24 protein-coding genes and 1 pseudogene are annotated in these 23,995 nt (G+C 62.4%); 12 read left to right on the top strand and 13 right to left on the bottom strand.

Going from position 1 to position 23,995, the window contains the following annotated elements:
- Nucleotides 1-83: 83 nt before the first annotated feature.
- Complete coding sequence (locus CIT31_RS03770; protein WP_095517718.1) at nt 84-614, top strand: dihydrofolate reductase family protein; 531 nt, start codon at nt 84-86, stop codon at nt 612-614.
- Nucleotides 615-667: 53 nt separating this feature from the next.
- Here the strand turns inward: CIT31_RS03770 and CIT31_RS03765 are convergent, their stop codons facing one another.
- Both CIT31_RS03765 and CIT31_RS03760 read right to left on the bottom strand, forming a co-directional pair.
- Complete coding sequence (locus CIT31_RS03765; protein ID WP_095517488.1) at nt 668-1,552, bottom strand: alpha/beta fold hydrolase; 885 nt, start codon at nt 1,550-1,552, stop codon at nt 668-670.
- Between the two features lie 210 nt (nt 1,553-1,762).
- Nucleotides 1,763-1,945: a DUF1127 domain-containing protein gene (locus CIT31_RS03760; protein WP_165778349.1), complete on the bottom strand. Its 183-nt coding sequence runs from the start codon at nt 1,943-1,945 to the stop codon at nt 1,763-1,765.
- A 204-nt stretch (nt 1,946-2,149) separates the two neighbouring features.
- On the opposite strand from CIT31_RS03760, the gene CIT31_RS03755 reads away from it, so the two are divergent.
- On the top strand, nt 2,150-3,658 hold the full coding sequence (locus CIT31_RS03755; RefSeq protein ID WP_095517487.1) for a winged helix-turn-helix domain-containing tetratricopeptide repeat protein: 1,509 nt from the start codon (nt 2,150-2,152) through the stop codon (nt 3,656-3,658).
- Between the two features lie 43 nt (nt 3,659-3,701).
- On the opposite strand, the gene CIT31_RS03750 is transcribed toward CIT31_RS03755, so the two are convergent.
- Nucleotides 3,702-4,091 carry a GFA family protein gene (locus CIT31_RS03750; RefSeq protein WP_095517486.1) on the bottom strand — a complete coding sequence of 130 codons (390 nt, stop codon included), beginning with the start codon at nt 4,089-4,091 and terminating at the stop codon, nt 3,702-3,704.
- Nucleotides 4,092-4,303: 212 nt separating this feature from the next.
- Here CIT31_RS03750 and CIT31_RS03745 point away from each other — a divergent pair, with 212 nt between their 5' ends.
- Both CIT31_RS03745 and CIT31_RS03740 read left to right on the top strand, forming a co-directional pair.
- On the top strand, nt 4,304-4,912 hold the full coding sequence (locus CIT31_RS03745) for an ArsR/SmtB family transcription factor (protein ID WP_095517485.1): 609 nt from the start codon (nt 4,304-4,306) through the stop codon (nt 4,910-4,912).
- A complete protein-coding gene (locus CIT31_RS03740; protein WP_095517484.1) occupies nt 4,903-5,700 on the top strand; it encodes an SRPBCC family protein in 798 nt (265 codons plus the stop codon). The genes CIT31_RS03745 and CIT31_RS03740 overlap by 10 nt, the downstream gene beginning before the upstream one ends.
- 104 nt (nt 5,701-5,804) lie before the next feature.
- Here CIT31_RS03740 and CIT31_RS03735 read toward each other — a convergent pair.
- Nucleotides 5,805-6,766 (bottom strand): annotated as a pseudogene (locus tag CIT31_RS03735) (LysR family transcriptional regulator).
- Nucleotides 6,760-6,927: a hypothetical protein gene (locus CIT31_RS34070; RefSeq protein WP_165778339.1), complete on the bottom strand. Its 168-nt coding sequence runs from the start codon at nt 6,925-6,927 to the stop codon at nt 6,760-6,762. Before CIT31_RS34070 ends, CIT31_RS03735 begins: the two are co-directional and overlap by 7 nt.
- Nucleotides 6,928-6,972: 45 nt before the next feature.
- On the opposite strand from CIT31_RS34070, the gene CIT31_RS34065 reads away from it, so the two are divergent.
- Entirely contained in the window at nt 6,973-7,137 is a 165-nt protein-coding gene (locus CIT31_RS34065; RefSeq protein ID WP_165778338.1) for a hypothetical protein, read from the top strand.
- A 99-nt stretch (nt 7,138-7,236) separates the two neighbouring features.
- Nucleotides 7,237-7,776: a YybH family protein gene (locus CIT31_RS03730; protein WP_095517483.1), complete on the top strand. Its 540-nt coding sequence runs from the start codon at nt 7,237-7,239 to the stop codon at nt 7,774-7,776.
- 59 nt (nt 7,777-7,835) lie between these two features.
- Here CIT31_RS03730 and CIT31_RS03725 read toward each other — a convergent pair whose 3' ends face one another.
- Entirely contained in the window at nt 7,836-8,504 is a 669-nt protein-coding gene (locus CIT31_RS03725) for an ArsR/SmtB family transcription factor (RefSeq protein WP_095517482.1), read from the bottom strand.
- Nucleotides 8,505-8,575: 71 nt separating this feature from the next.
- On the opposite strand from CIT31_RS03725, the gene CIT31_RS03720 reads away from it, so the two are divergent.
- Both CIT31_RS03720 and CIT31_RS03715 read left to right on the top strand, forming a co-directional pair.
- Nucleotides 8,576-8,767, top strand: a complete 192-nt coding sequence (locus CIT31_RS03720; RefSeq protein WP_206073324.1) for a hypothetical protein — start codon at nt 8,576-8,578, stop codon at nt 8,765-8,767.
- A 3-nt stretch (nt 8,768-8,770) separates the two neighbouring features.
- Entirely contained in the window at nt 8,771-10,021 is a 1,251-nt protein-coding gene (locus CIT31_RS03715; protein WP_095517481.1) for an MFS transporter, read from the top strand.
- A gap of 49 nt (nt 10,022-10,070) precedes the next feature.
- On the opposite strand, the gene secDF is transcribed toward CIT31_RS03715, so the two are convergent.
- The 3 genes from secDF to CIT31_RS03695 all read right to left on the bottom strand — a co-directional run bounded on the left by secDF (nt 10,071) and on the right by CIT31_RS03695 (nt 15,138).
- On the bottom strand, nt 10,071-12,623 hold the full coding sequence (secDF, locus tag CIT31_RS03710) for a protein translocase subunit SecDF (protein WP_095517480.1): 2,553 nt from the start codon (nt 12,621-12,623) through the stop codon (nt 10,071-10,073).
- A gap of 142 nt (nt 12,624-12,765) precedes the next feature.
- Nucleotides 12,766-13,128 (bottom strand): hypothetical protein, encoded by a 363-nt coding sequence (locus CIT31_RS03705; RefSeq protein ID WP_036266914.1) that lies wholly within the window; start codon nt 13,126-13,128, stop codon nt 12,766-12,768.
- Nucleotides 13,129-14,181: 1,053 nt separating this feature from the next.
- Nucleotides 14,182-15,138: an NAD(P)-dependent oxidoreductase gene (locus tag CIT31_RS03695; RefSeq protein ID WP_245316099.1), complete on the bottom strand. Its 957-nt coding sequence runs from the start codon at nt 15,136-15,138 to the stop codon at nt 14,182-14,184.
- Here CIT31_RS03695 and CIT31_RS35675 point away from each other — a divergent pair.
- On the top strand, nt 15,137-15,433 hold the full coding sequence (locus tag CIT31_RS35675; protein WP_095517478.1) for a winged helix-turn-helix transcriptional regulator: 297 nt from the start codon (nt 15,137-15,139) through the stop codon (nt 15,431-15,433). The two genes, CIT31_RS03695 and CIT31_RS35675, sit on opposite strands and share 2 nt — an antisense overlap.
- A 58-nt stretch (nt 15,434-15,491) precedes the next feature.
- Here the strand turns inward: CIT31_RS35675 and CIT31_RS03685 are convergent, their stop codons facing one another.
- Nucleotides 15,492-16,424: a polysaccharide deacetylase family protein gene (locus CIT31_RS03685; RefSeq protein ID WP_095517477.1), complete on the bottom strand. Its 933-nt coding sequence runs from the start codon at nt 16,422-16,424 to the stop codon at nt 15,492-15,494.
- Nucleotides 16,425-16,705: 281 nt separating this feature from the next.
- Complete coding sequence (locus CIT31_RS03680) at nt 16,706-17,845, bottom strand: LacI family DNA-binding transcriptional regulator (RefSeq protein WP_165778337.1); 1,140 nt, start codon at nt 17,843-17,845, stop codon at nt 16,706-16,708.
- A 604-nt stretch (nt 17,846-18,449) separates the two neighbouring features.
- Between CIT31_RS03680 and CIT31_RS03675 the strand changes: the two genes are divergently transcribed.
- The 3 genes from CIT31_RS03675 to CIT31_RS03665 all read left to right on the top strand — a co-directional run bounded on the left by CIT31_RS03675 (nt 18,450) and on the right by CIT31_RS03665 (nt 22,159).
- Nucleotides 18,450-19,412 (top strand): sugar-binding protein, encoded by a 963-nt coding sequence (locus CIT31_RS03675; protein ID WP_029347363.1) that lies wholly within the window; start codon nt 18,450-18,452, stop codon nt 19,410-19,412.
- Between the two features lie 122 nt (nt 19,413-19,534).
- Nucleotides 19,535-21,079 (top strand): sugar ABC transporter ATP-binding protein, encoded by a 1,545-nt coding sequence (locus tag CIT31_RS03670; RefSeq protein ID WP_095517476.1) that lies wholly within the window; start codon nt 19,535-19,537, stop codon nt 21,077-21,079.
- A gap of 84 nt (nt 21,080-21,163) precedes the next feature.
- Nucleotides 21,164-22,159, top strand: a complete 996-nt coding sequence (locus CIT31_RS03665; RefSeq protein WP_095517475.1) for an ABC transporter permease — start codon at nt 21,164-21,166, stop codon at nt 22,157-22,159.
- Nucleotides 22,160-22,209: 50 nt separating this feature from the next.
- On the opposite strand, the gene phnN is transcribed toward CIT31_RS03665, so the two are convergent.
- Together phnN and CIT31_RS03655 are read right to left on the bottom strand one after the other, a co-directional pair.
- Nucleotides 22,210-22,839, bottom strand: coding sequence for a phosphonate metabolism protein/1,5-bisphosphokinase (PRPP-forming) PhnN (phnN, locus tag CIT31_RS03660; RefSeq protein WP_206073322.1), 630 nt, complete (start codon nt 22,837-22,839; stop codon nt 22,210-22,212).
- A complete protein-coding gene (locus CIT31_RS03655; RefSeq protein ID WP_095517473.1) occupies nt 22,836-23,975 on the bottom strand; it encodes an alpha-D-ribose 1-methylphosphonate 5-triphosphate diphosphatase in 1,140 nt (379 codons plus the stop codon). Before CIT31_RS03655 ends, phnN begins: the two co-directional genes overlap by 4 nt.
- Nucleotides 23,976-23,995 lie beyond the last annotated feature (20 nt).

The following is a 23,995-nucleotide window of genomic DNA, read 5'->3' as shown; positions in this document are numbered from 1 at the left end:
CATCAGTCTGATCCAGCTTACAACCGATTGCACGACGCAATCAGAGCCGCGCGGATGTGCCGCGTAGGGAAAGGAGGTGGATTATGGCTAAGCTCGTGTTCGGAATGAACCAGTCCCTGGACGGCTACGTCGACCATATGGCGTTTGCGCCAAGCCCCGCGCTCTTCCGCCACTTCATCGAGGAGGCTCAGGGGCAGGCGGGCAGTGTGTATGGTCGCCGAATGTATGAGGTCATGCGTTACTGGGACGACGATCATGCTGAATGGGATGCAGAGCGACACGCCTTCGCGGCGGCGTGGCGGAACCAGCCGAAATGGGTCGTCTCGCGCTCGTTGAAGTCGGTCGGTCCCAACGCCAGGCTTGTTGGGAATGATCTTGAGGGCGCGATCCGCGAGCTGAAGGCCGAGCACGACGGGGAGATCGAAGTTGCTGGCCCGGACTTGGCGCATAGCCTCACCGAACTTGGCCTGATCGATGAGTATCGCATCTACCTGCACCCCGTCGTGCTTGGCCACGGCAAGCCATATTTCGCCGGACCCCGGCCGCCGCTCCGCCTTATGGCTAATGATCGGATTGGCGAGGATGTGATCAGGTTGACCTACGTCCCTGCTTAATCTCGCGACTCGCCGGATGGAAATCGCCGCTGAATTCTGGTTTTGGGTTGGACCTAAAGCGACGGGAATTGTGTGAGTCTCTTCTGTGTTCGCTTGATGAACTCCAGCATAAGGGAGAGTGCTGGTTCGGCATGCGTCTCGAGCAGGAAATGCCCGCCGTCGAAAATATGCGCCTCCATACGCGGCAGATCCTGCATCCACGACAGCGTTTCGGCGATGTCGAAATAGGGCTCGTGACGGCCCCACAGCATGAGCGCCGGCGGTTGCCATTTCTTGAGATAGCCGGCGATCGCATCGAAACGCGCGGCGTGGTTCTTATAATCGGCGATGAGCGCGCGGTGGGTCTCCATGCGCCCGGGAAGATTCATCACCCTCCAGTCCTCGACCCAGGGTTCGCCTTTGATCGTGGCGGCGACCTCCTCCGGCAGACCGCCCGTATATTGCTCGCGCGTGAATTCAAAGGTCAGGTCGGGGGTTGCGGCCGCTTCGTTCTCTTTTGTCGGTTCTGACCAGAACTTCAATGCGGCGTCCCACAGGGGGCCGAAGCCGGTACGATGCGCGTTTGCGTTCTGGATGATGAGGCCCGAAACCAGCTCGGGCGCTTGCATGGCGATCTGCAGGCCCACAGCGGTGCCCCAGTCATGCACGTAGATGAAACGACGCCCGATCCCGAGGTGGGCCAGCAATTCGGAAATTGCCTCGCTGATCGCGGCGAAGGAGGGTGTCGGCGGAACGTCGGACTGGCCATGGCCCGGGAGGTCGGGCGCGATCACATAGGCTGCGCCCGCCAGTCCGGGAATCACATCGCGGAATGCACGTGCGGAGCTGGGAAACCCATGCAGGAGGAGCAAGGCGGGGTTGGATGGATCGCCCGCAGTGACGTAGGCAAGCTCGGTTCCACCGGAGAGACGCATTCGGCGTTGGGCGGGCAGGCTCATGGCAGGATTCCGTTTTGCTGTCTGGAAATGGAGTTTAACTCAAACGAGCGGCGCGAGTTCCGGATGTGCCGAAGAGCCTGTGGCCGGTCGACTTTCATGGTCGAGCTGTCCGCGCGGCGACCAGCGCGAGCGAGTACCGTTTCGAGAGATGCTTTTTGGCGCACCAAGAACGATGACGGTATCGGCTTCGCGACCTTGCGGCGACGAGGATTATCGCCGCCAGAAGGGCTTGGCGATCTCTGCGTCGACCAGCCGTTTCGTCAGACCGATATCGTCGATCAAATGAGGATTGTCCTTCGACATTTGCTCAAGTTCCCAGCGAAAGCGTTTCCGCTCGCCCCAGGCCGCGATAATGCTTCGCAGGGTCGCCAGGCTGTAGTGCCGACGCGACATTTCCGCCGGCCGCTCGGGCGTTCCCGGCCGCGCTGCCTGATGCGGGGCCGATGCAAGAGTATCGTTCATAGCAACCTCCATGGGCTTGAAGGTCCGGGGACCCTCGACCTGAAAGAGGCTGAATTCTGCAGGATACGAACAGCGTCGTAATTAAGCTCTCCCAAATAGTTCTCAAAACTTCCAAACGGGCTATAGATACGCCGCATGCAGGGATCGCGCTTTGCCTTTGGTCCGTTCGTGCTTGATTCCGGTGCGGGAACGCTGCTTCGCAACGATGTCCCCGTTGCCGTTGGCTACCGCGGGCTAAAGCTGCTTGCGGCGCTCGTTGGACGGTCCGGCGAAATCCTTGAGAAGGCCGAGTTGATGGACGCGGCGTGGCCGGGCACGGCCGTCGAGGAAGGCAACCTCACCGTCCAGATCGCGCAGCTGCGGAAGCTGCTTGGCCCGGCCTCAGACGGCGGTGAATGGATCGCCACGGTTCCGCGCGTCGGCTACCGCTTCACGGGGGTCGTCGAACAGCTTGGTGGCGCGAAACGAAAACCTTTGCCGCTGCCCGGCAAGCCATCGATAGCCGTGCTGCCCTTCGTCAATGTCAGCAACGATCCCGAGCAGGAATCCTTCGCGGATGGGTTGACCGAGGACCTGATCACCGACCTGTCCAGGATCTCCGGCCTGTTCGTCATCGCACGCAATTCGGCCTTTGCCTACAAGGGAAAGGCGATGGACGTGCGCGATATCGCACAGGACCTTGGCGTGCGCTACCTGCTGGAGGGGAGCGCAAGACGCGCCGCGGGGCGCGTGCGCATCAACGCCCAGCTGGTCGACGCGGTGAGTGGCGACCATCTATGGGCGGAACGCTTCGATCGCAGCCTGGAAGACATCTTTGCCGTTCAGGACGAGGTCACCGGCAAGATCGTGGAGGCGTTGCTCGGCAGGCTGCGCGCACCGCCGCCGCGCAATCGGCCCAAAAATCTCGAGGCTTACGATCTGTGCGTGCGGGCGCGCAAGCTGATGGATGATTCGCCGCAGACGGCGCGCGAAGCGCATCTGATGCTCACCCGCGCGGTTTCGCTCGATCCGGACTATGCCGAGGCCTATCGCTGGCTTGCCATGAACCACTGGATGGGATGGGTGCATTCCGGCGGACCAACCGAAACGTCCCGTAGCGTTGCTTTGGAACTGGCGCGCAAGGCCGTGGCGATCGATCCCAACGATGCCGGCTGCCGCTGGGTTTTGGCTTACCTGCTTGCCTATGAGCGCAGCTTCGCCGAGGCGGATGCGGAATTCGCCAAGGCGATCGAGCTCGATCCGAACGAGGCCGATGCCTGGGCGGCGTTATCCGACATCGCGGTCCTGGCCGGACGGGTCGAGGAGGGCCTTGAGCACATTCGCAAGGCATTCCGGCTGAACCCGTTTCCGGCAAGTTGGTACTATCTGACGCTCGGCCAGGCGCAATATGCGGCCGGCGAATACGAAGCCGCTGTCGAAACACTGCGCAGGGACGAGACTTATCGTACAAGCTCGCGCCGTTTCCTGGCGGCAAGCCTTGCCCAACTGGGCCGGCTCGACCAGGCGCGCGCAGAGGCCGAACTGTTCCTCGTCGGCAATCCGCATTTCACAACCCGCCACTGGGCAACGACGGAGCCATTCCGCGACGCTGCGACGCTCGAGCATTTCGTTGACGGCTTCCGCAAAGCCGGTCTTCCGGAGTGACGCGCCGGCATGACCTCCCAACGCCTTCGCACCGTTCGTGCGACTACTCAAAGCGACTCGTGGCGTCACGATCGCGCTCGTAGCGTCTCGTGAGCGGAAACGGCGGCAACCAGGACTCGCGACGGATTATCCAGCTCTCGTAAGTCGGCTTCAGTTGGTCAGGCGCATCCAGGGATCCCAGGTTCACTTCGATTTCGTCTGCGGTGCGTCCGAAAATTGTCGAGCCGCAGCGGGGACAGAAAAACCGCCCGGCGTAGTCGCGCGTCTCGCCTTCGATCGTCACCGCATCCTGAGGGAACACCGCCGAAGCGTGAAAAAGAGCCCCATGATGCTTGCGGCAGTCCAGACAGTGACAAAGGCCGACGCGGTATGGGAGTCCCGACGCCACAATTCGGACGTTGCCGCACAGGCAACCGCCAGTGAATCGGTCCATGCTGCATCTCCTCCAAAATCAAGCGGTCGGAATGGCTACAACGAACGGCACTGTCATTGCAATTGCCCCGCTGCGGGCGGGGACGCGTCGTCTTCCGTAGCTGGCCTCGCGCCCACCCTTACCGCCCCTTATTGCCACAAGCGGTCCTTTCGCTCTTGACAAATAAACTCGTCAACGGCATTGACAGGAAAGTTTGTCAATATGAGGCCTCCATGCTCGATATCGAAGTCATAGATCGACCGAGCGCGGCCGCCGCCGCGTTGGAGCCCGTTCGGAGTCAGCTCCTTTCAGAACTGCGGGAGCCCGCTTCGGCCGCTACCCTCGCCACACGGCTCGGCCTCAAGCGGCAGAAGATCAATTATCACCTGCATGCTCTCGAGGAGCACGGGCTTGTCCAGGTTGCAGACACGCGGAAGTGGGGTGGCCTGACGGAGCGGCTCATGGTGGCGAGCGCCACAAGCTATGTCGTCTCGACGACCGCGCTGGGTCCGGTCGGCGCCGATCCGGACCGTACCTCGGATCGGCTGTCGGCAAGCTACCTCATCGCGCTCGGCGCTCGGCTGGTGCGGGAGATCGGGGCTCTCCAGCGCGCCGCCACGGATGCCGGCAAGCGCCTGGCGACCTTGGCGATCGACACCGAAATCCGCTTCCGCTCCGCCGCCGACCGCGCCTCGTTTACGCGTGAATTGACTGAGGCCATCACCACCCTCGCGGCACGCTATCACGACGAAACCGCTCCACAGGGACGGTCCCATCGCCTTGTCGTAACGGCGCATCCGTCACCAGCCAATCCGCAAGGAAAGGACTTTCAATGCCAGTAAAAAAAGATTCTGCCGGCAATCGCTCGGTCGAGGCGCAAGTGGATCTCCCCGGTACACCGGAGGACGTCTGGAACGCGATCGCAACGGGACCTGGAATATCTCAATGGTTCGTGCTGAGCGAACTCGAAGGCCGCATCGGAGGAACCACCGTTTCGCATTTCGCTGCCGATGGAAGCATGGATTCGGTCGCCACCATCACGGCTTGGGAGCCGCCCAAGCGGTTTGTCGCAGAAGCACCGGGTCAGTCGGGAACGGTAGCGACGGAATGGACCGTCGAGGCGAAGTCCGGCGGGCTTTGTACCGTTCGCGTTGTCCATCGGTGGTTCGCGACTTCTGATGATTGGGATGATCAGTTCGAAGGCCACAGCTACGGATGGATCGCCTTCTTCCGCCTGCTCCGCCTCTACCTCACGCACTTTCCCGGGCAGCACGGCTCGGCTTTTCAGCTCTTGTTCCGGTCCTCTCAACCTTTAGCCGATGCATGGCGAAAGCTGGTTGAACCCTTGGGCCTGGCGAATGCGACTGAACAACGGCGCGTGGCTTCGGACACGCAGGCATTCGAGGGCGTCGTCGAACGAACAGGGCCGCAGGACCATCCCGAGCTGGTGGTCCGGCTGGACCAGCCCGCGCCGGGCTTCGCGCACCTCTTCGCCTTGCCGATGGGCGGGATGACATTCCTGTCCGTGCGGTTTTTCCTCTTTGGCGACGATGCAGCGAGCGTTGCAAAACGGGAGGAGCCAAGGTGGCGAACCTGGCTTGAAAAGCACTTTCCAACTCCGAGCGAGTAGCGCTCCAGCGGAAACGTAGTTGTCAGTTTCATCAACGCTGCGCGGCATTAAATCTACCCTAAAGCACACCCGCCATGGAGCCGACGAAGCTTTCCGAGCTATGATTACCGTCTTAGTGCGGGCAGGCCGCTGTGGTGCTTTTGCTCAGTATGCTCCACTCCTGCAAGCAGATCGAAGAGCCATGCCTCACCCGCATCCATCATCGCGACCTTGGGAGCGACGGCGTTGAGCCGGAAGCCGGGCAACGGCAACGGGGCATCGAGGCTCAGGACGCCGAAACGCGCCGCATGCATGGTAACGAACCGCCGCGGCAGGGCCGAGATGAGATCGGTCTCGGCGATGACCGCAAGCGCGAACATGAAGTTGGGAACAGTCAACGCGATCCGTCTTGCCCGGCCTTGCTTGGCCAGCTGTTCATCCACGAAGCCATAGGGATCGCCACTGTGCGAGACCACCAGATGCTGCATGTCGCAGTATCGCTCCAGGGTCGGATCACGCGCGAACGGATGTCCAAGGCGGCATGGCAATTACAAAGTCTTCTTCGTAGATGCAGCGCTTTTCGAAGCGAGGCGGGATGTCATCGGACGGAATGATCGCGATACTGATGGCGTGCGCCTCGAGATCGACAATCGCGCTTCGCCACACGCGGGCCGGAGAGGGCAACGCACGCCGATGTCGATGCGTGGCGCAATCCGGCTGAGTTTTGCGAGAAGCGGGCGCAGGATCACGGCTGAGACACCGTCCGGCGCGCCGATTGCGAACCGGCGCACCGCCGTGGAGGGGTTGAAGGGTGCGGCAGTCGCCATGACGCTGCGCACGCGCGCCAGAATATCGGCGATCGGCGCGGCCAGTTCCGTCGCACGCGCCGTCGGCACGACGCCCTTGGGTGTTCTAAGGAACAGCGGATCATTGAGGAGCCGGCGCAACCGGCCGAGCCCGTGACTGACAGCCGATGGAGTCAGATTAAGCCGGTCCGCAGCCCGGCCCACGTGGTGCTCTTCGACACGGCCTCGAAGAGGACGAGGAGATTGAGATCGGCGCGTGAAAGATCAATTTCGTTCAGCATATTGCTGAAATCATATCATTGGCTTCATCAAGATCAACATGCAATTCTGCCGGTTGAGCGGTGCATCGCCGGACGAACGCTGCCTTGAGCGGGAAAACAGCCATGTCGGTGATGATGATTTCCGAGGTCGGCGGACAGTCGCCGGAAGGGTATGATGGCATGCCCGCCCTCGTGGGTGGCGCTTTGAGGCAGGCGCCGGCTTCATCATGCACGTGTCGCACCCGGTGGCAGCCGGCTGGCGGATCGTCGAGGTGTGGAACTCCCAGGAAGACGCGACGCGCTTCTTCGCTGCTCATATCGCGCCGAATCTGCCGGATGGCATCCGGCCGAAGCTGTTCTTCCAGCCGCTGCACAGTCTTTTGAAGCCCTGACGGAAAATGCCGGCTGGTTGAAAGATGTGAGATCGCATCGGCTCGACCGATGCCAGCGGGCTGAGCCTGCGGATTGGTACAAACATAGGAGAAATTCTCATGCCAGTTTCACGATGTTCAGCACTCGCTGCAGCGGGCGCCGGTCTCGCGTCGCTTGGGATCACGAAAGCTACGAGCGTCTCTGCCGTTGCCCATCAGGTCTCCATCGCCGACGAGGAGATTGCGACGCTCATCAGGCAGACCGCCGAAGCCAACGCGGCGCTGATGCGCGGCGACATCGCCCGATACCGTGCGTTGATTGCGCTCACCGATGACTTCACGCTTATGTCGCCTTTCGGCGGAAAGCCGACACGCGGCGTGGAGATGACAAGCGAACGGTGGGAGGCAATGGGGCGTTTCTTCAAGAACGGCACGCTGGAACAAGAGCTGGTCCAACCCTATGCCGCGGCCGACATGGTGGTTCTCGCGCTCATCGAGCGCGGCCGCGGCGAAGTCGGCGGTCTGCCGGCCCAGGACTGGCCGCTGCGCGTCACCTTGGTCTATCGCCGCGAAGGATCCGAATGGCGGCTCGCGCACCGGCACGCTGACCCGCTCGCCCGGGGTATCAGCCTGGAGCAGGCGGCCGCGCTGGCCCGCTGACTCGCCGCTGAAAGTCCACGCCAGACCAACGACGCTCTGACAGCTCCGCGCGTTCTGTTTCAGGCTGCCGTTTCGACCGGTAGGCCGGCGGCCTTCCATTCGGGATAGCCGTCCTCGAGCCGACGGACGAGGTAGCCCCGCTCCCGCAAGGCGGCGACCGCTTCGAACGACAGAACGCAATAAGGGCCGCGGCAATAGGCGATCACCTCCCGATCCGCCGGTAACTCGCCCAAGCGACGCTCCAGCTCGGCCAGCGGGATGTTGAGGGCGCCTGGAAGATGCCCAACCCCAAATTCATCCTCGGGCCGCACGTCGAGAACCGTGACCATGCCGTCATGCAGCCTCGAGACGAGGTCGTCTCGCGACACCGGTTCCATCGCATCGCGAGCCCGGAAGTATTCGGCCATGACGCGGCCGATTTCGGCCACGTTTCGCTCGCCGACGCGGCCGAGCGCCTTGATCAGCGCCACCACCTCGGCATCGCCGGCGAGGCTATAGAGCACGTGCTTGCCGCGGCGCTGCGTCTCGACGAGCCGCGCCCGCCGCAGGATCTGCAGATGGCGCGACGTATTGGCGAAACTCAGATGGGCTCGCGCGGCGAGGTCCTCGACGCTGCGCACCCCTTGCGCCAGATGCTCCAGCAGCTCGAGCCGATGCGGATGGCCGAGCGCCTGAGCCACTTCGGCAAGGCTTGCGTAGATCGCCTGTTTCGGTCCGGTGCTTGACACCGCTTCTCCTCAATGAAACATTCAGCGGAATGATTGAGGTTCTAGCCCTTCCTAGCGAGGCGCGCAAGACCATGATCCTCCGCCAGTTTCTTCACACCGATCCAGCCGGCGTCTCGTACCTGTTCGGTTGCCATAACGAGGCCCTCCTGATCGAGGACGAGGGCGCGTTCATCCGCTTCATGCTCGCCGAGATTCCGCCGGTACCGCCCAAGGCCGCGGCACTCCGGGCCGCCAATTCCGGCTTGGCTGCGGCGGCGGCCTGACCCATGGAGGAAGCGGCATCGGTTCCAGGCAAGACGGGTTCATCCGTCAGGCTCGGCCTCAAGGAGAACTGGCCGCAATTCGCGCTGCTCGTCGTGATCAACGCCTTTGTCGGCGGCATGGTCGGGATAGAACGGACGGTGGTGCCGCTGATCGGTTCGGAGGAGTTCCACGTCACATCGACGACGCTCATCGTCTCATTCATCGTCAGCTTCGGCGTGATCAAGGCTCTCGCCAATCTGGTCTCGGGCCAGCTTGCCGACGCGTGGGGCCGCAAGCGCGTACTCGTTTTGGGATGGCTGGTCGGCCTGCCGGTGCCGTTCATGATCATCTGGGCGCCGACCTGGGAATGGGTGATTGCGGCCAACGCATTGCTCGGCATCAACCAGGGGCTCGCCTGGTCGATGACCGTGATCATGAAAGTCGATCTCGTCGGGCCGAAATCGCGCGGCCTTGCCGTCGGCCTCAACGAGTTCGCCGGCTATCTCGCCGTCGGGGTGACGGCGTTGCTGACCGGCTATCTGGCCGCGCAATACGGACTTCGGCCAGTGCCGATCTATCTCGGCATCGGCTATGCGGCCATCGGTGCCGCACTGTCGATCCTGCTCGTGCGCGACACGCGGGACCATGTTCGGCTGGAGGCTTCATCCCAGGCGCAGCAGGCCGCGCCGATCAGCTTTAGGCAGGTCTTCGCGCTTACTTCCTTCGGGGATCGCAACCTGTTCGCCGCCTCCCAGGCCGGCCTGGTCAACAATCTCAACGACGGCATGAGCTGGGGCGTCTTCCCTTTGTTCTTCGCTTCCTTCGGCCTCGGCGTCGAGCGCATCGGCATCCTCAAGGCGATCTATCCCGCGACATGGGGTGTCCTGCAGATCGTCACGGGCCCCTTGAGCGATCGTTGGGGGCGCAAAGGCCTGATCGTCGCCGGCATGTGGGTTCAGGCCGCCGGTCTGTTTCTCACCGCGGCGACGCGTGAGTTCGAGTGGTGGATCGTCGGCAGCCTTCTGCTCGGCCTCGGCACAGCGATGGTCTACCCGAGCTTGATCGCAGCCGTCTCCGATGCCTCGCATCCGACCTGGCGCGCCCGCTCGCTCAGCGTCTACCGGTTCTGGCGGGATCTCGGCTACGCGATCGGTGCGCTCTGCGCCGGCCTCATCGCCGACAGCTTCGGGCTGTCATCGGCGATCACATCGATCGCCACGCTGACGTTTCTCTCAGGGGTAGTCGTCGCAGTCGTGATGCGAGAGACGGTCTAGCCAGATCAAAGTGCTGCAGCGAGCCAAAAAGATGGTGTCGATCGTTGGGTTATAAGGCTTGCTGCGCCGGCGGCTCTTTCGCCGCCGCGGCCTCTGGACTGAGGGCGCCCGGCCGGAGCTTGAACAGAATCAGCAGCGGCCCGGCGACGAAGATGGAGGAATAGGTCCCGGCGAGGATGCCGAAGATCATCGCGATCGTGAAGGACTGGATGACCTCGCCGCCCCAGATCGAAAGCGCCGCCAGCGCAAACAGCGTGGTCACGCCGGTCAGGACCGTTCGCGCCAGCGTCTGGTTCATCGACAGGTCGAGCAGCTCGGCAATCGGCATCCTTTTATAGCGGCGCAGGTTCTCGCGGACCCGGTCATAGACAACAACCGTATCGTTGATGGAGTAGCCGACAATGGTCAGGATCGCGGCTATCGAGGTCAAATTGAACTCTATGCCGGCGACGACATAGAAGCCGATCATCAGGATCACGTCGTGGAACGTCGAAATGATGGCGCCGAGCCCGAACTGCCACTCGAACCTGATCCAGATGTAGACGAGCATCGCCAGCAGTGAGGCGAGCACGCCCATTGTGCCGTTGAACGCGAGTTCGGAGGACACCGTCGGACCGACAACCTCGATGCGGCGGAACTCGTACTCGGTTTCGAGCGCGCTTCTCACTTTCGCAACCGCGGACTGTTCGGCAATATCACCGCCTCCCTGGGTGCCGATGCGGATCAGCACGTCGCGGGTCGAGCCGAACTCCTGCACCTGCACCTCACCCATTTCGAGGCCCGTCAGCCGCTGACGGATGTCGCCGATGTCGGCCTGCTGGCCCTTCGCCTGCACCTCGATGCTCGAACCGCCGCGGAAGTCGATGCCGTAGTTCATGCCGACCGTGAAGAACAGCACGGCCGAAGCGATCGACAACAGCAAGGACAGCGTGAAGGCGTATTTTCGGAACGCCATGAACGGCACGCGCGTGTCGTCGGGCACCAGCCGCATGACACCGTTGGGCATCGTTTTCGGCCGCTGCCGGCGCAGCCAGAACGCGACCAGCCAGCGCGTCAGCGTGAAGGCCGTGAACACGGTGGTGACGATGCCGATGGCGAGGGTGACGGCGAACCCCTTGATCGGCCCCGAGCCAAGGAAGAACAGGATGACGGCCGCAATCAGTGTCGTCACATTGGCGTCGACGACGGTCGCCAGCGCCTGTCTGAACCCGGAATCCATCGACTGCACGATCGAGCGCCCTTGGCGGTTCTCTTCGCGGACGCGCTCGAAGATGATGACGTTGGAATCGACCGCCATGCCCATGGTCAGCACGATGCCGGCGATGCCAGGCAGCGTCAGCGTTGCCCCGAGCACGGACAGGACGGCGATGATCAGTGCGACGTTGGCCAGGAGCGCGATATTCGCGATCAGTCCCAGTCGCCCATAGGCGAACAGCATGAAGCCGACGACGAGGAACAAGGCGATGATCGACGCGAACTGGCCCGCCTCGATCGAATCGCTGCCAAGGCTCGGACCGACGGTGCGTTCCTCGACGATGGTGAGGTCGGCAGGCAGTGCGCCGGCGCGCAGCAGGACCGCAAGGTCGTTCGCGCTCTCCACCGTGAAACTGCCGGATATCTGCCCAGTGCCGCCCAGGATTGGTTCGCGGATCTGAGGCGCGGAGATCACCTCGTTGTCGAGGATGATGGCGAACAGGCGCCCGACATTGGCCTGAGTAGCCTGACCGAAGCGGGTGGCGCCGCGACTGTCGAAGCGAAACGAGACCACCGGCTCGTTGGTGCGCTGGTCGAAGGTTGCCTGCGCGTCGACGAGGTTTTCGCCGGAGACGATGATCCGGTTCTCGATCAGATGCGGAACCCGCGGCTCGTCCGTCGAATACAACACCGTCGAGCCCGCCGGCGGGCGGGCGGAGATCGCCTCCTCGACCGGAATCGACTGGTCCACCATCTGGAAGGTCAGCTTCGCCGTCTGTCCGAGGATATCCTTCAGCCGCTGCGGATCCTGCAGGCCCGGCACCTGGACCATGATGCGGTCCGATCCCTGGCGCTGGATGATCGGCTCGGTTGTGCCGAGCTCGTTGACGCGCCGACCCACCACCTCGATCGATTGTGTCAGCGCCGCGGCGATCCGGTAGTCGACCCCGGCTTCGGTCAGCGTAAAGCGCAGCAGGCCCGGTTCCGGCTCGGCCATCTCCATCTCGGTCACCGAGCCGCTCATGAAAAGGCCGGTCGAGATCGGCTGCGTCAATCTTTCGAGCGCGGCCTTCGCAGCTTCGATCTGGCCTTGGTCGCGAATGCGGACCTGGATGGAATTGGCGGTGCCGGTAAGCCCGGTATAGCCGATCTGGGCATCGCGCAGCGATGTGCGGACCTCGTCGCGTGCCGCTTCGAGGCGTTCGTTGGCGAGGTCCTGCCGATCGATCTGGAGCAGGATGTGCGAGCCGCCCTGCAGGTCGAGGCCCAGCGTCAGCTGCCGCTTTGGCAGCCAATTCGGCAGCGATGCCAGGGTGGAGGCGGGAACCAGGTTTGGAGCTGCGTACAGGATACCGGCCAGGACCGTCAGCCAGATGAGAATGGTCTTCCAGCGCGAAAAATGCAGCATGTTCTTGTCCGTTCAGCCCATATCGGGCGGAAACCGCCTCCGACAAGAGCTTTGGCGTTCCGATCGGCGAGCAACTCGACGAGAGCCCGGGAACGCGATGTGAAAGTTTTGGGAGTCGGCGGCCGCGGTCGCGCGGCCAGGATCATGCCGGGAGGAACGGAGGCGCGCGCGCATCAAAGGCGCGGATCGGCGACAGTTTCGCCCGGTCCTCAGACCCGATACCAATCGGTGCGGCTGACGCGGTTTCGAACGGCAGGCGCAAATCCGGGATAATGCAAAAGGGCTTGCCGTTTCCCGCAATGGCAGGCGTTCCCGTCTTGAAACGGGAAGTCTCAGCTGCAACACGGCGCGCAATGTCGCGGACAAGGATGGTCGCGACCGGTTTGGACGCAGCGAGCCTCATTTGCTCTTTAGCTACATCATGTCCGACCTGGTCGGCTGTTGCCGCAGGAATGGTCCAGACCAAAAAGAGCAACGACGCGAGCAGCCGCAGACCAGCGCTCACGCTGAGCAGAACGCCGGGCCTAGCCCGTCTTCGGCCGCTTCGTCTCATCTCATCGGTATGGCTCTCATACACTGCGATTGATACGCTTTCGCCTTCTTTGCCTCAGTAAGCGGCAGGCCGCACTCTTTGTCTAACTACAGCACTTGCATTGCGAATTGAAGCGCACCTTTCACGGACTCAAAGGTCAAGTGTTGGCCGATGCGCTTCCTTTTCGACGAGGAGCACAAAAGAGGCGGCCGCTCCAGAACACCACCTTTCTCGATGTAGCTTGATGCCTTGAACAGGGCTCATGTGCCTAGTTCCCTGGCTTTGTCGGGGAACGTTCAGGCTGCGCGCCGGGACGCGGCCTAACGTGCCCACCTCCGACAATCCAGCCAGACCATTTTGGAGACGCTCATGGCCGACACCTGGTGGCGCACGGGCTGGAACGCGCCGGTCGATCGGCTTGATGGCGAAGGCTTATGACACCGAGGATCTCACCAACGGCCCAAAAAAGCCGATGATACGTGTTATCCGCTTCTGACCAGCGTCGAGGAAGGCTATGTCCAAACCCTCAGGGAAGGACGATCCATCAGGCATCGCAAACTTCCACGCAAAGCGTGCGATCCCATGATGAACATCCACGTCACTTGTCCGTAAGATGCGGGCACCGGGATGCTTGGCCAGAACTGTTGCGATGTGCGCGAGCAGTTCTTCCGCGCCAGTCGCATGGACTGCAGGATCCGTGTATGTCGCGCCATCGCTCCAGATCGGTAACAGCAACGCCCGCCGTCGCTCGGCGCTCCCATCGGACCAAGCAGCACAATACGAATCGATGAGAAGCGTCAAAGGCATTCTATTCCCCATTGTAGATCACGGGTCTGACTCGGCTCACACTCGCCTTCTTCGTTGCCGCAACCAGCTCATCGTTAAAGGCCCGCGGGCTGACGACAAGGCGCCTAAGGCCGAAAACTGCATAATGAAAATCCGCTCAGCCAGTCACCCTTCCCGCAATCCAGGTCGGAGAGATCTCATCTGGATTTTCCCAGAAATTGCGATAACGCTGCAAAATCATCATGTAGGTGGCCAGCTGCAATCGCCCGTTGGAAGATCGCGTCGTAACCGTCCACCACAGAGCGGTCGATCCTGCGCGCCTCCATCAGCTCCAGGAGATGCTGGAATGCGCCGTAATGCGGAGATCGACGAGAGCGTCTCGTCGTCGCTCGCAAACCGGCCAGCATCCGTTCGCTTGATCAGGTCGGCGACAAGCCCGTCAATAACAGGCGCTATTGCGGTCCACTGCCGTCCCAACTCGCCGAGGTCGATCTCTTCGGCCTGACACACGGCGATCGCATGCAGCGTTCCAAACAGCGCGCCCCACATGAGCGCAAGCAGCGCGCTATCAAGTGCGTTCGCACGTCCCGGCTCTTCCCCGATATGCTGGACTTTGCCGCCCAAGGCACGAAACATCTCCTCGTTCGCGTCGAAAGCCTGCCTTGGCCCCGAGATCAGTATCGTCCCGGCATCTGTCCCGATGAAATCCGGCGTGGCCATGATCGCGCCATCGAGATAGCTGGCTCCGTGCGCAGCAAACCATTCAGCGGCTTCGCATGCGCCATGCGGCGTTCCCGAAGTGAGTTCCACGATCAACTTGCCGCGAATGGCTGAAGCTACAGCATCGTCGCGCAGAACTGCGCTTGCCTGGTAGTCGCTTACATTCACGATGATAATCTCAGCCGCATTGACGGCTTCCAGGACGGACCCCGCGACAGTGGCGCCGAGCGCGGCCAGCGGTTCGGCCTTTTGTTTTGTCCTGTTCCAGACCGTCGTTCGATATCCCAACCGGAGCAGGGCGCGGGCGAGCGCCGATCCCATACGACCCGTCCCCACAACGCTGATTGAAAGCTTCATTACAACACTCCATACCAATAGGTGCCAATTTTCGTCACGGGCAGAGGTATGTTGGAGTGAGTGGCGCGCACAATACGCACCTGGAGGTAAGTGGTTACCCACCGGTAAGGAGAATATCATGAATGAGCCGACGGGCAATTGCGGCTTCGCAACCGCGATCAAGGCGATCGAAGGGAAGTGGAAAGTGGATATTCTTTGTGAGCTTGGAACGGCGTCTCGCAGGTTCGGCCGATTGAGGCAGTCCATTCCGGCGATCAGCGAAAAGATGCTGACGCAGCAATTACGCGAACTGGAGGCTGACGGGCTTGTGAACCGAGAAGTCTATCCGGGATCGCCGACCAAGGTCGTCTATTCGCTGACAGAAAGCGGAGCGGCGCTCAATGCTGGGAGCAGAGGCGTTATGCCGTTGGGGTGAGCAATTCCTTCCCGTATCGATGCTTAAGGATGCCGTTCCATGCGAGTTGGACGTTGGCTCATGGCGCTTCGCCCTCGGCCGGAAACAGCGACAGCCAATAACGGGCGATGTCGTTGCGGCGCATGAAGGCGGCCTCCGGCCTGGACAGAACCGTCTCGATTATGCCTTCCAATGCCGCGGCCCGGTTGGGCTGGCCGGTCCATCGCGCATGGACGGCTATCGTCATCATGCGCCCGCCATCTTCCCTGGCTTCCCTGATCAGGAAGTCCAGATAGGCCTCGACGTTGTCGACGAAGTCCTTGGGCGTCACATAGCCGGGGCTTACCAGATAGCGGCTGTCGTTCAAGGTCTTGGAATAGGGAATGATCAGAAGGCGCCCGTTCTGTGCCGGCACGAAATAGGGCAGGTCGTCGTTGCACGGATCTGAATCATACAGGAAGCCGCCTTCCTCGATCAGGATGTCGCGCGTGTTGACGCTGGGAAAGGAACGGCTGTTCCAGCCGATCGGCCGCTCGCCGAGCAGCTCGATGAACAGCGCGACGGCACGCTGCAGATGGTCGCGCTCCTCGTCACGGCTCAGGGTCCATTGTTCGGTCCAGCGCAGGCCATGGCCGAGCAGATCGTGACCCGATTGGCGCAGCCATGCCGTCACCTCCGGGTTGCGCCGCAGCGCCTCGGCACAGCTCGAGATCGTGGCGTGGACGCCGTGTCGCTCGAGCAGTCTGGCGATGCGCCAGATACCGACGCGGCTGCCATACTCGAAATGCGTTTCGGTGCCGAGATCCCGGATGCCGGCCGGCGCCGACAACGGATATTCGCCCCAGCCATCGCTATGGTCGTCGCCCTCGAACAGCGAATATTCCGACCCTTCCTCGTAGCAGACCACGAGATTGACTGCGACCAGACGTCCGTCCGGCCAGATGATCTGCGGCGGCCGCCGGCCGTAACCGACGAAATCGCGCGGCGGGCCATGGCGATGCTGGAGCTTCATGGCAGTATAACTCCTGGCGGGTTGCCGATCCGGGTCAGCGAGGAAATCGGGCTCGAAGGCCGGCGCGGAACGGCGAACCAGATCAGATTTACCCTTGGATCCAGGATTTCGCCACAACCAGACTGCAGCAAACCTCATGTCAATCCGCAGAACTCGGGATACAAGAATCCCGATCCACCATGCCAGGCGACAATGTCGGGGCCATCGCCCTTTGCGGGGGCGCCTGTCTAGTTTGGAGCTGCATCAGTACGGCGTTTGCGTTGACGGAAGACTGGAGGTGCTCAGCTGGCTGTCAGTCCGTGTGTGCGCCCAGGCGCCACAGCACTGACCGATTCCCGCTCGACCAGCGGGCATTCAAGCTTGGTAATGGGGTAGCGGCCGCGGCCGGGCGGTGCAGGGACTTCCAATTGCTCGATCGCCCATTGCCCCATCGCCATATGCGGCAGGATCGACGTCGTCAAAGGCGGGAACAGATGCCGGGCGATTTCCTCGTCGTCATAGCCGATCACCGAAATATCCCCAGGGATGTGCAAGCCGGCTTCCTTCAACGCTTCGTAGCAGCCGATCGCGGTGCGGTCGTTCTGGCAGAAGATTGCGGTCGGCCGATCCTTGAGTGCCAGAAGCTTGACTGTCGCGGCGTAGCCGGCGCTCGCCGACCAGTCGCCCTCGACCACCAGCTTCATATCGAACGGGATGTCGGCCGTCGCCAGTGCCCGGCGGTAGCCCTTCAGCCGATCCTGCGCCGCCTGCATCCATGGCTCGCCGGTGATGGTTCCGATGCGGCGGTGGCCATGGCTGATCAAGTGGCGGGTGGAACTCTGCCCGCCGGCGATTTCGCTCGGCACCACGGCGGGAAAGGCGTAGTCGGCGGTATAGCAATTGAGCAGGATGACCGGGATATCGAGGCCGTAGAGATAGTCGGGCGCGGTGATCTCGCGCGTAAAGATGGTCATGTAGATCAGCGCCGAAATACCCCGCTTGGTCAGTGCCGCAATCGCGCGCGGCTCCATGACGGTATCACCCAAAGTCTGCGCGACCAGCACGACATTGCCGGCATTCCACGAGGCCTGGCGCGCTCCTTCGATGGCGACGACCGCTTCGGGACTGGTCGCCAGTTGATCGACCGCGAAGCCGATCACCCCGTCCAGCCCCTCGAACGAGGCGATAGGGCTGCGAAGAGCAGAGAAGGCTGGTGGCGCATAGCCGAGGCCCCGCGCGACCCCGATCACCCGTTCGCGGGTCTGTTGCGAGAGCCTTATGCCCGGCGTGTTGTTGAGGACGAACGAAACCGTTGCCTGCGAGCAGCCGGCGGCCCTGGCGATATCGGTCATGGTAACGCGACCCTTGGGGTTCTTGGCCGATGGCTTTCGGCGCCGGGCGGCTTCAAGGGGAGGATCGCGCAGATCCGTCGGTTCGCTCATGGCATTGTGTTCCAAATTCCCGGCTTGCCTAACCAGAGGTCGTCCTGGACTTCATAAAGACGGCAGGACGTCCGACGACGTTTCGCGTTTATAAACGAGCACTCGATTAATCATTATTATCATTCTGGTAGCCGAATGGCTAGCAGTGCGGGGGAGCAATACGCGGTTCTGAAAGATCGATTTCTCGGAATTGGGCCCATCCCAAGGCCTTTGGACGGCTTAACGGAGCCTCCCTTCTCACACGGCAGGCAGCCATTCGCCGGCGGCACCAGAGGTTTCCCAACCAGAGACTAATACTATTTACTAATAGGCGTGAGCATTCTAATGTCAATTTGTCATGCCCGGCTCGGGACCGAACGGGCCATGGCGGCAAGCAAGCGTGCTGCGCGGTATCGGTGGCACTCAGGCGCAGAGCAACGCCGCGCAATTACTGAAATGTCAGACAAATCCGACTATTTACGAACTGCCAATGAGTCTCTAGAGTTCAAATCGCGGCTGGAATGGTGCCGTTCTTTCGCTGCCATCACCCCTTGAGGAGGGGCGTCCAAGCCGCATTCGACAAGTTCAGATCAGCGAAAATGACTGAATCAATGGGAGGTTGAACATGAAATCTGCGATACGAAATGCGTCCATCGCCGCCGCGGCCTTGGCGCTCGGTCTGTCCATCACTGCAATTGCCCGTGCCCAGGATAAACCGACGCTGGCCTTCGTCGTCAACGGCGCCTCCGATTTCTGGAAGGCGGCCGAAGCCGGTGTCAAGAAGGCGCAGGCCGAACTGCCCGGCTACAATCTGGAGCTCAAATATCCGGAGCAGTCGTCGGTTGCCATTCAGCAGCGGCTGATGGACGATCTGGTGACGGCCGGCGTCAAGGCCATCATGGTATCGGCCGTCGATCCCAAGACCTCGACCGACGGGCTCAACAAGATCGCCTCGGAGACGGCGCTGTTCACCACCGACAGCGACGCGCCGCAGACCAAGCGTATCGCCTATATTGGCTCATCCAACATCGATGCCGGCAAACAGGCGGCCGAGATCGCCAAGAAGGCGATGCCCGACGGCGGCAAATGCCTCGGCTTCGTCGGCTTGCTCGGCGCCGATAATGCCAAGGAGCGCATCGAGGGCATGAAGGAAGGGCTCGCCGGCACCAAGATAGAGCTTATCGACGTGCGTGGCGACGACATCGACCAGGCCCGCGCCAAGAAGAACGTCGAGGACGCGCTGGTCGCCAGCCCCGACGTCACCTGCATGGTCGGCTTCTATTCCTACAACACGCCGCGCATCTATGAAGCGCTGCGCGACGCCGGCAAGCTCGGCCAGATCACGGTCGTCGGCTTCGACGATGATCCGATCACGCTGGGCGGCGTCAAGGAAGGCACCGTTGCCGCCACCGTGGTGCAGCAGCCCTTCGAATGGGCCTACCAGGGCATGAAGCTGATGGCCGCCTATCTCGAGGGCGACAAATCGGGCATTCCGGAGAACGGCCTGATCATCATCCCGACCAAGATCATCGGCAAGGACGACGTCGACGCCTATGCCGCCAATCTGAAGGCAATGTCCGGCAATTAGGACGAAAGCAGTTGCGCCGGCTCGAGGTTCGCTTCGGGTCGGCGGCTCGCATTGACGAACCCTGCGAGGGTCGTCAGTCTGCAGATGTGGCTAGAACGGCCCACCAGCTGCTGTCAGGCGTGATGAATTATTCCGACGCATCCATCGGCGTATCCACGACTGCCCCGTTCCTCAGTCTCGAGGGCGTGCGCAAGACCTATCCCGGCGTGGTCGCGCTGGATGGATTTTCGATGGAGGTCAGGCCTGGCGAGGTCATCGGCCTCGTCGGCGAAAACGGCGCCGGCAAGTCGACGCTGATGAAGATCCTCGGCGGCGTGACCACCCCCGACACCGGCACGATCACTGTCGACGGCGTCGCCCATGATAGGCTGACCGTCGAAGCCAGCATCGGTTCCGGCATTGCCTTCGTTCATCAGGAACTCAACCTGTTCGAAAACCTGGACGTTGCCGCCAACATCTTTTTCGGCCGCGAGCCGTTGCGCGCCGGTCCGCTCAGGCTGGTCGACCGCGCCAGGCTGCGCACGCTGGCGGCGCCGCTGCTCAAACGCGTGGGCGCCAATTTCTCGGCCGATACGCCGGTATCGACGCTGTCGCTTGCCCAGCAGCAGATGGTCGAAATCGCCAAGGCGCTGTCGATCGAGGCAAGGCTGGTGATCCTCGACGAACCGACATCGAGCCTGCCCCTTGCCGAAACCGACAAACTGCTCGATGTCATCAGAGCGCTGAAGGCTGAGGGGATCAGCGTCATCTTCATCTCGCACCGTCTTCACGAGGTCGAGCGGGTCGCCGATCGCGTCGTCGTGCTGAGGGACGGCAAGCTTGCCGGCACGCTGCCGAAGAGCGCCGTCAACCACGACCAGATGGTGAAGCTGATGATCGGCCGCATGCTGAAGCAGCGGGAGAAGGCCGCAGAATCGGCGCGCCCGCCCGGCACTGTCGCCCTGTCGGCCAAGGCCATTCGCACCAGCGCCTATCCAGACCGGCCGGTCGATCTCGGCGTCAGGCAAGGCGAAATCCTAGGGCTGGCGGGCTTAGTCGGCTCTGGCCGCACCGAGCTGGCGCGCGTGTTTTTCGGCATTGAGACGAGCCTTGGCGGCGCGCTCCAGCTTGATGGAAAAGACCTGGTTCTCGGTTCGGCCGCCGACGCTGTGGCCAACGGGATCTTCCTCGTCCCGGAAGACCGCAAGTTGACCGGCATCCTGCTCGATCTGTCGATTGCCCAGAATATTTCGCTTCCCAATCTGCCGGCGCATGCCCGGCGGTTCCTGGTTTCTGCCGGCGCCGAAGCCGTCACCGCCGAGAAGCAGAAACGCAATCTCGGCATCAAGGCACCGTCGGTGGCGACGCGCACCGGCACGCTCTCAGGCGGCAACCAGCAAAAGGTCGTGCTGGCCAAGTGGCTTGCGATGAACCCCAAGGTGATGATCCTCGACGAGCCGACCCGCGGCATCGACATCGGCGCCAAGGCCGAGATCTACGGGCTGATGCGCGCACTGGCCGATGCCGGTGTCGCCGTGCTGATGATCTCCAGCGACATGGAGGAGGTGATTGGCGTCTCTGACCGCATCGCTGTCATGCATGAGGGCCAGATCTCAGGCATTCTCGACAAGGAACAGTTCAGCCAGGAAAACGTGCTGCTGCTGGCCGTGGGCAAGCAGCCGAGATAGATTTTTGTTTTGGTGCAGGTTCTGGTCGCAAAACCGTAGAACACTTTTGCGGAGCCTGCCTAGGCAGGGATTGGGGAGAAGACGATGAGCAAGAAAGATCTCGGCCTGCTGATCCTGATCCTTGTGGTGGGAGCGGTGGTGGCGATCATCAATCCGCGCTTTCTGCTGCCGATCAACCTCGCCAACACGGCGAACCTGATCGGCCTGTTCGGCATCCTGGCTATCGGCCAGGCCTTCGTCATCATCACCGGCGGCATCGAATTGTCGGTCGGCTCCGTGGTTGCGCTGCTCGGCGTCCTGTTCGTCGATTTCATCGCCACGCGCGACATGGCATGGCCGGTCGCGCTGCCGCTGATCCTCGTGCTTGGCGGCATGATCGGGCTGGCACATGGCTGGCTGATCACGCGGCTCAAATTGCAGCCTTTCGTGGTGACGCTGTGCGGCCTCTTGATCTATCGCGGCGTCGCGCGGTTCTACACAGCCGACGGCACGGCGGGTTTTGCTTTCGGACAGAACTTTCCGGAGCTCGAGTTCCTGACCGCGGGGCGATCCTATGGCGTGCCGAACAGCTTCATAGCGCTGATCGTCATCGCCATCGTGATGTGGGTGGTGCTGCATCGTTCGGTGTTCGGCCGCTATCTCTACGCCATCGGCAAGAATGAGGAGGCGGCGAAATATTCCGGGATACGCACCGGCCGCGTTGTCATGGCGGCCTATGTCATCTGCGGTGTGCTGACGGCGCTGTCGGCGATCTACTTCGCCATGTACACGCGCTCGATCTCGCCGGCGAGCCACGGTCAGTTCTACGAACTCTATGCCATTGCCGCGGCAGTGCTCGGCGGCTTCTCGCTGCGCGGCGGCGAGGGCTCGCTGATCGGCGTCATCCTCGGCACGGTTCTGCTGCAGGAACTCCAAAACCTCGTCAACCTGCTCGGCATCCCATCCTCGCTAAACTTCGCGGTGATGGGCGGGGTGATCCTCATCGGCGTGCTGGTCGATCAGCAATGGGGCGTGTACCGGGAGCGGCGGCTGATGCTCGAAGCGACCCGCAAGGGCATGGCTGGTGCGTCCGCGGAATAGCGGCTCCGCCTCTCCCTTCTCCCCACAAGGGAAGAGGGGAAGACGCAGCCTTAAATTAAGCCCGACATGTCGGAGAATGCCATGGCCTTGCGCAGCACATCGGCAAAGCGCTCGCCGGCCGCCTCACGCGGGCCGCTATTGTCGATCGAGGTGACGCCCGGCCCGGACAACGCCACATTGGCGCTGCGCGCCAGGCGCGCCAGCACTTCGCCGCGCGACTCCCGGCCGCGCATCGCCAGTCGCTCGGCCAGGATTTCCGGCGATGCGGTGATCTCGACGACAGCCAGATTGGCATAGCGATCGCGCAGCGCCGGGATGATGGCGCGGGAGACATTGGCAATTGCGACGCGGCCATTGGCCACCGACCAGTCGACTTCAGCCGGGATGCCGTAACGCAGGCCATGCGCCTCCCAGGAGATGGCGAAGGCGCCGTCCGCTTCCGCCTCGACAAAGGCCGCGTCGGCGAGCGTGTCGTGATCCTCGCTCGTCGTGTCGCTCGGCCGGGTGATGACCCGGCGCACGAACTCCAGCCGGTTCTCGTCGGCAAACAGTGCCCGGGCATAGCCGATCACCGTATCCTTGCCGGCGCCGCTCGGCCCCACGACGGCGACGAAGACGCCGTCGCGGATCGGAAACGCAGCGGCGGACAATTCACGCTCGATCGACGCCGACACCATCACGCGACCCGCCGTCCCTGCCGCCAGACCGTGCGGACCACCGGGACATGGTCGTCGAGACGGACGCGAACCAGGTCGGCGCGCCGGCCCTGCTCGATGACGCCACGGTCGGCGAGGCCGACCGCCTCGGCCGGGTTCTTCGAAACCATGGCCACCGCCTGAGGCAGGGAAATGCCGCCGACTACGTCGCCGAGAAAAAAGGCCGACTGGATCAGGCTGAAGGGAATGTAGTCGGACGACAATATGTCGAGCAAGCCTTCGCCGGCGAGCGTGCGGGCCGAAACATTACCCGAATGCGAAGCACCGCGCATGACGTTCGGCGCGCCCATCAGCACCCCGAGCCCTGCCCTCTTCGAAGCTTTTGCGGCCTCCTTGGTGGTCGGGAACTCGGCGACGCGGACACCCTGTTCGATCGCCTCGTCGACATGGCCTGTCGTGGCGTCGTCATGGCTGGCCAGCACGATGCCGCGCTGATGGCAGGCGGCAGCGATGAAGGCGCGGTTCGGCCCCGAATTCGTCGCCGACTCCGCCATCCGCTTCTCGCAAAATTGCTGGAATTCGCGATCCGTCAGCTTCAGCTTGCGCTGGTAGTAGTAGGCATAGGTTTCCAAGTCGACGAACTGGCGCTGTCCCGGCGCATGGTCCATCAGCGACGCCAGCTTGATCCTGTCATCGCCATCGAAGTGGGCGAAGGCGGCGAGGCAATCCGGCGCCGAAACCTCGCAGCGCAGATGGATGAAATGGTCGGCCCGCAGCCGGTCCTGCTGGACGCTGTCCTCGATCGCATCGGCCAGCTTGCGCATGTCGGCCGAATTCATGTCGGCGTCGTCGTCCATGCCGACGCGCAAGGCGTCGAGCACGGTGGTGATGCCGGCGGTCGCCACCTGCGCGTCATGGGCGAGAACGGCGGCGATCGGGTTCCAGCGCACCTTCGGCCGGGGCGCGTAGTGGCCTTCGAGGTGGTCGGTATGAAGCTCGACCAGCCCGGGAATGATGAAATCGCCGTCCATGTCTTCGCCGGTCCGGCCGGCGCCGGCATCGATCCCGGTGATCAAGCCGTCGCGCAGCACGATCGAGCCTTCGACGATCTCGTCGGCAAGCACGATGCGGGCATTGTTGAGAACGGTCTCGGCGGTCATTTCAGGCAATCCCTGGAGCA

Source organism: Mesorhizobium wenxiniae (genome assembly GCF_002284535.1).
Taxonomy (GTDB): Bacteria; Pseudomonadota; Alphaproteobacteria; order Rhizobiales; family Rhizobiaceae; genus Mesorhizobium; species Mesorhizobium wenxiniae.
This window is presented reverse-complemented; position numbering and strand designations above follow the sequence as displayed.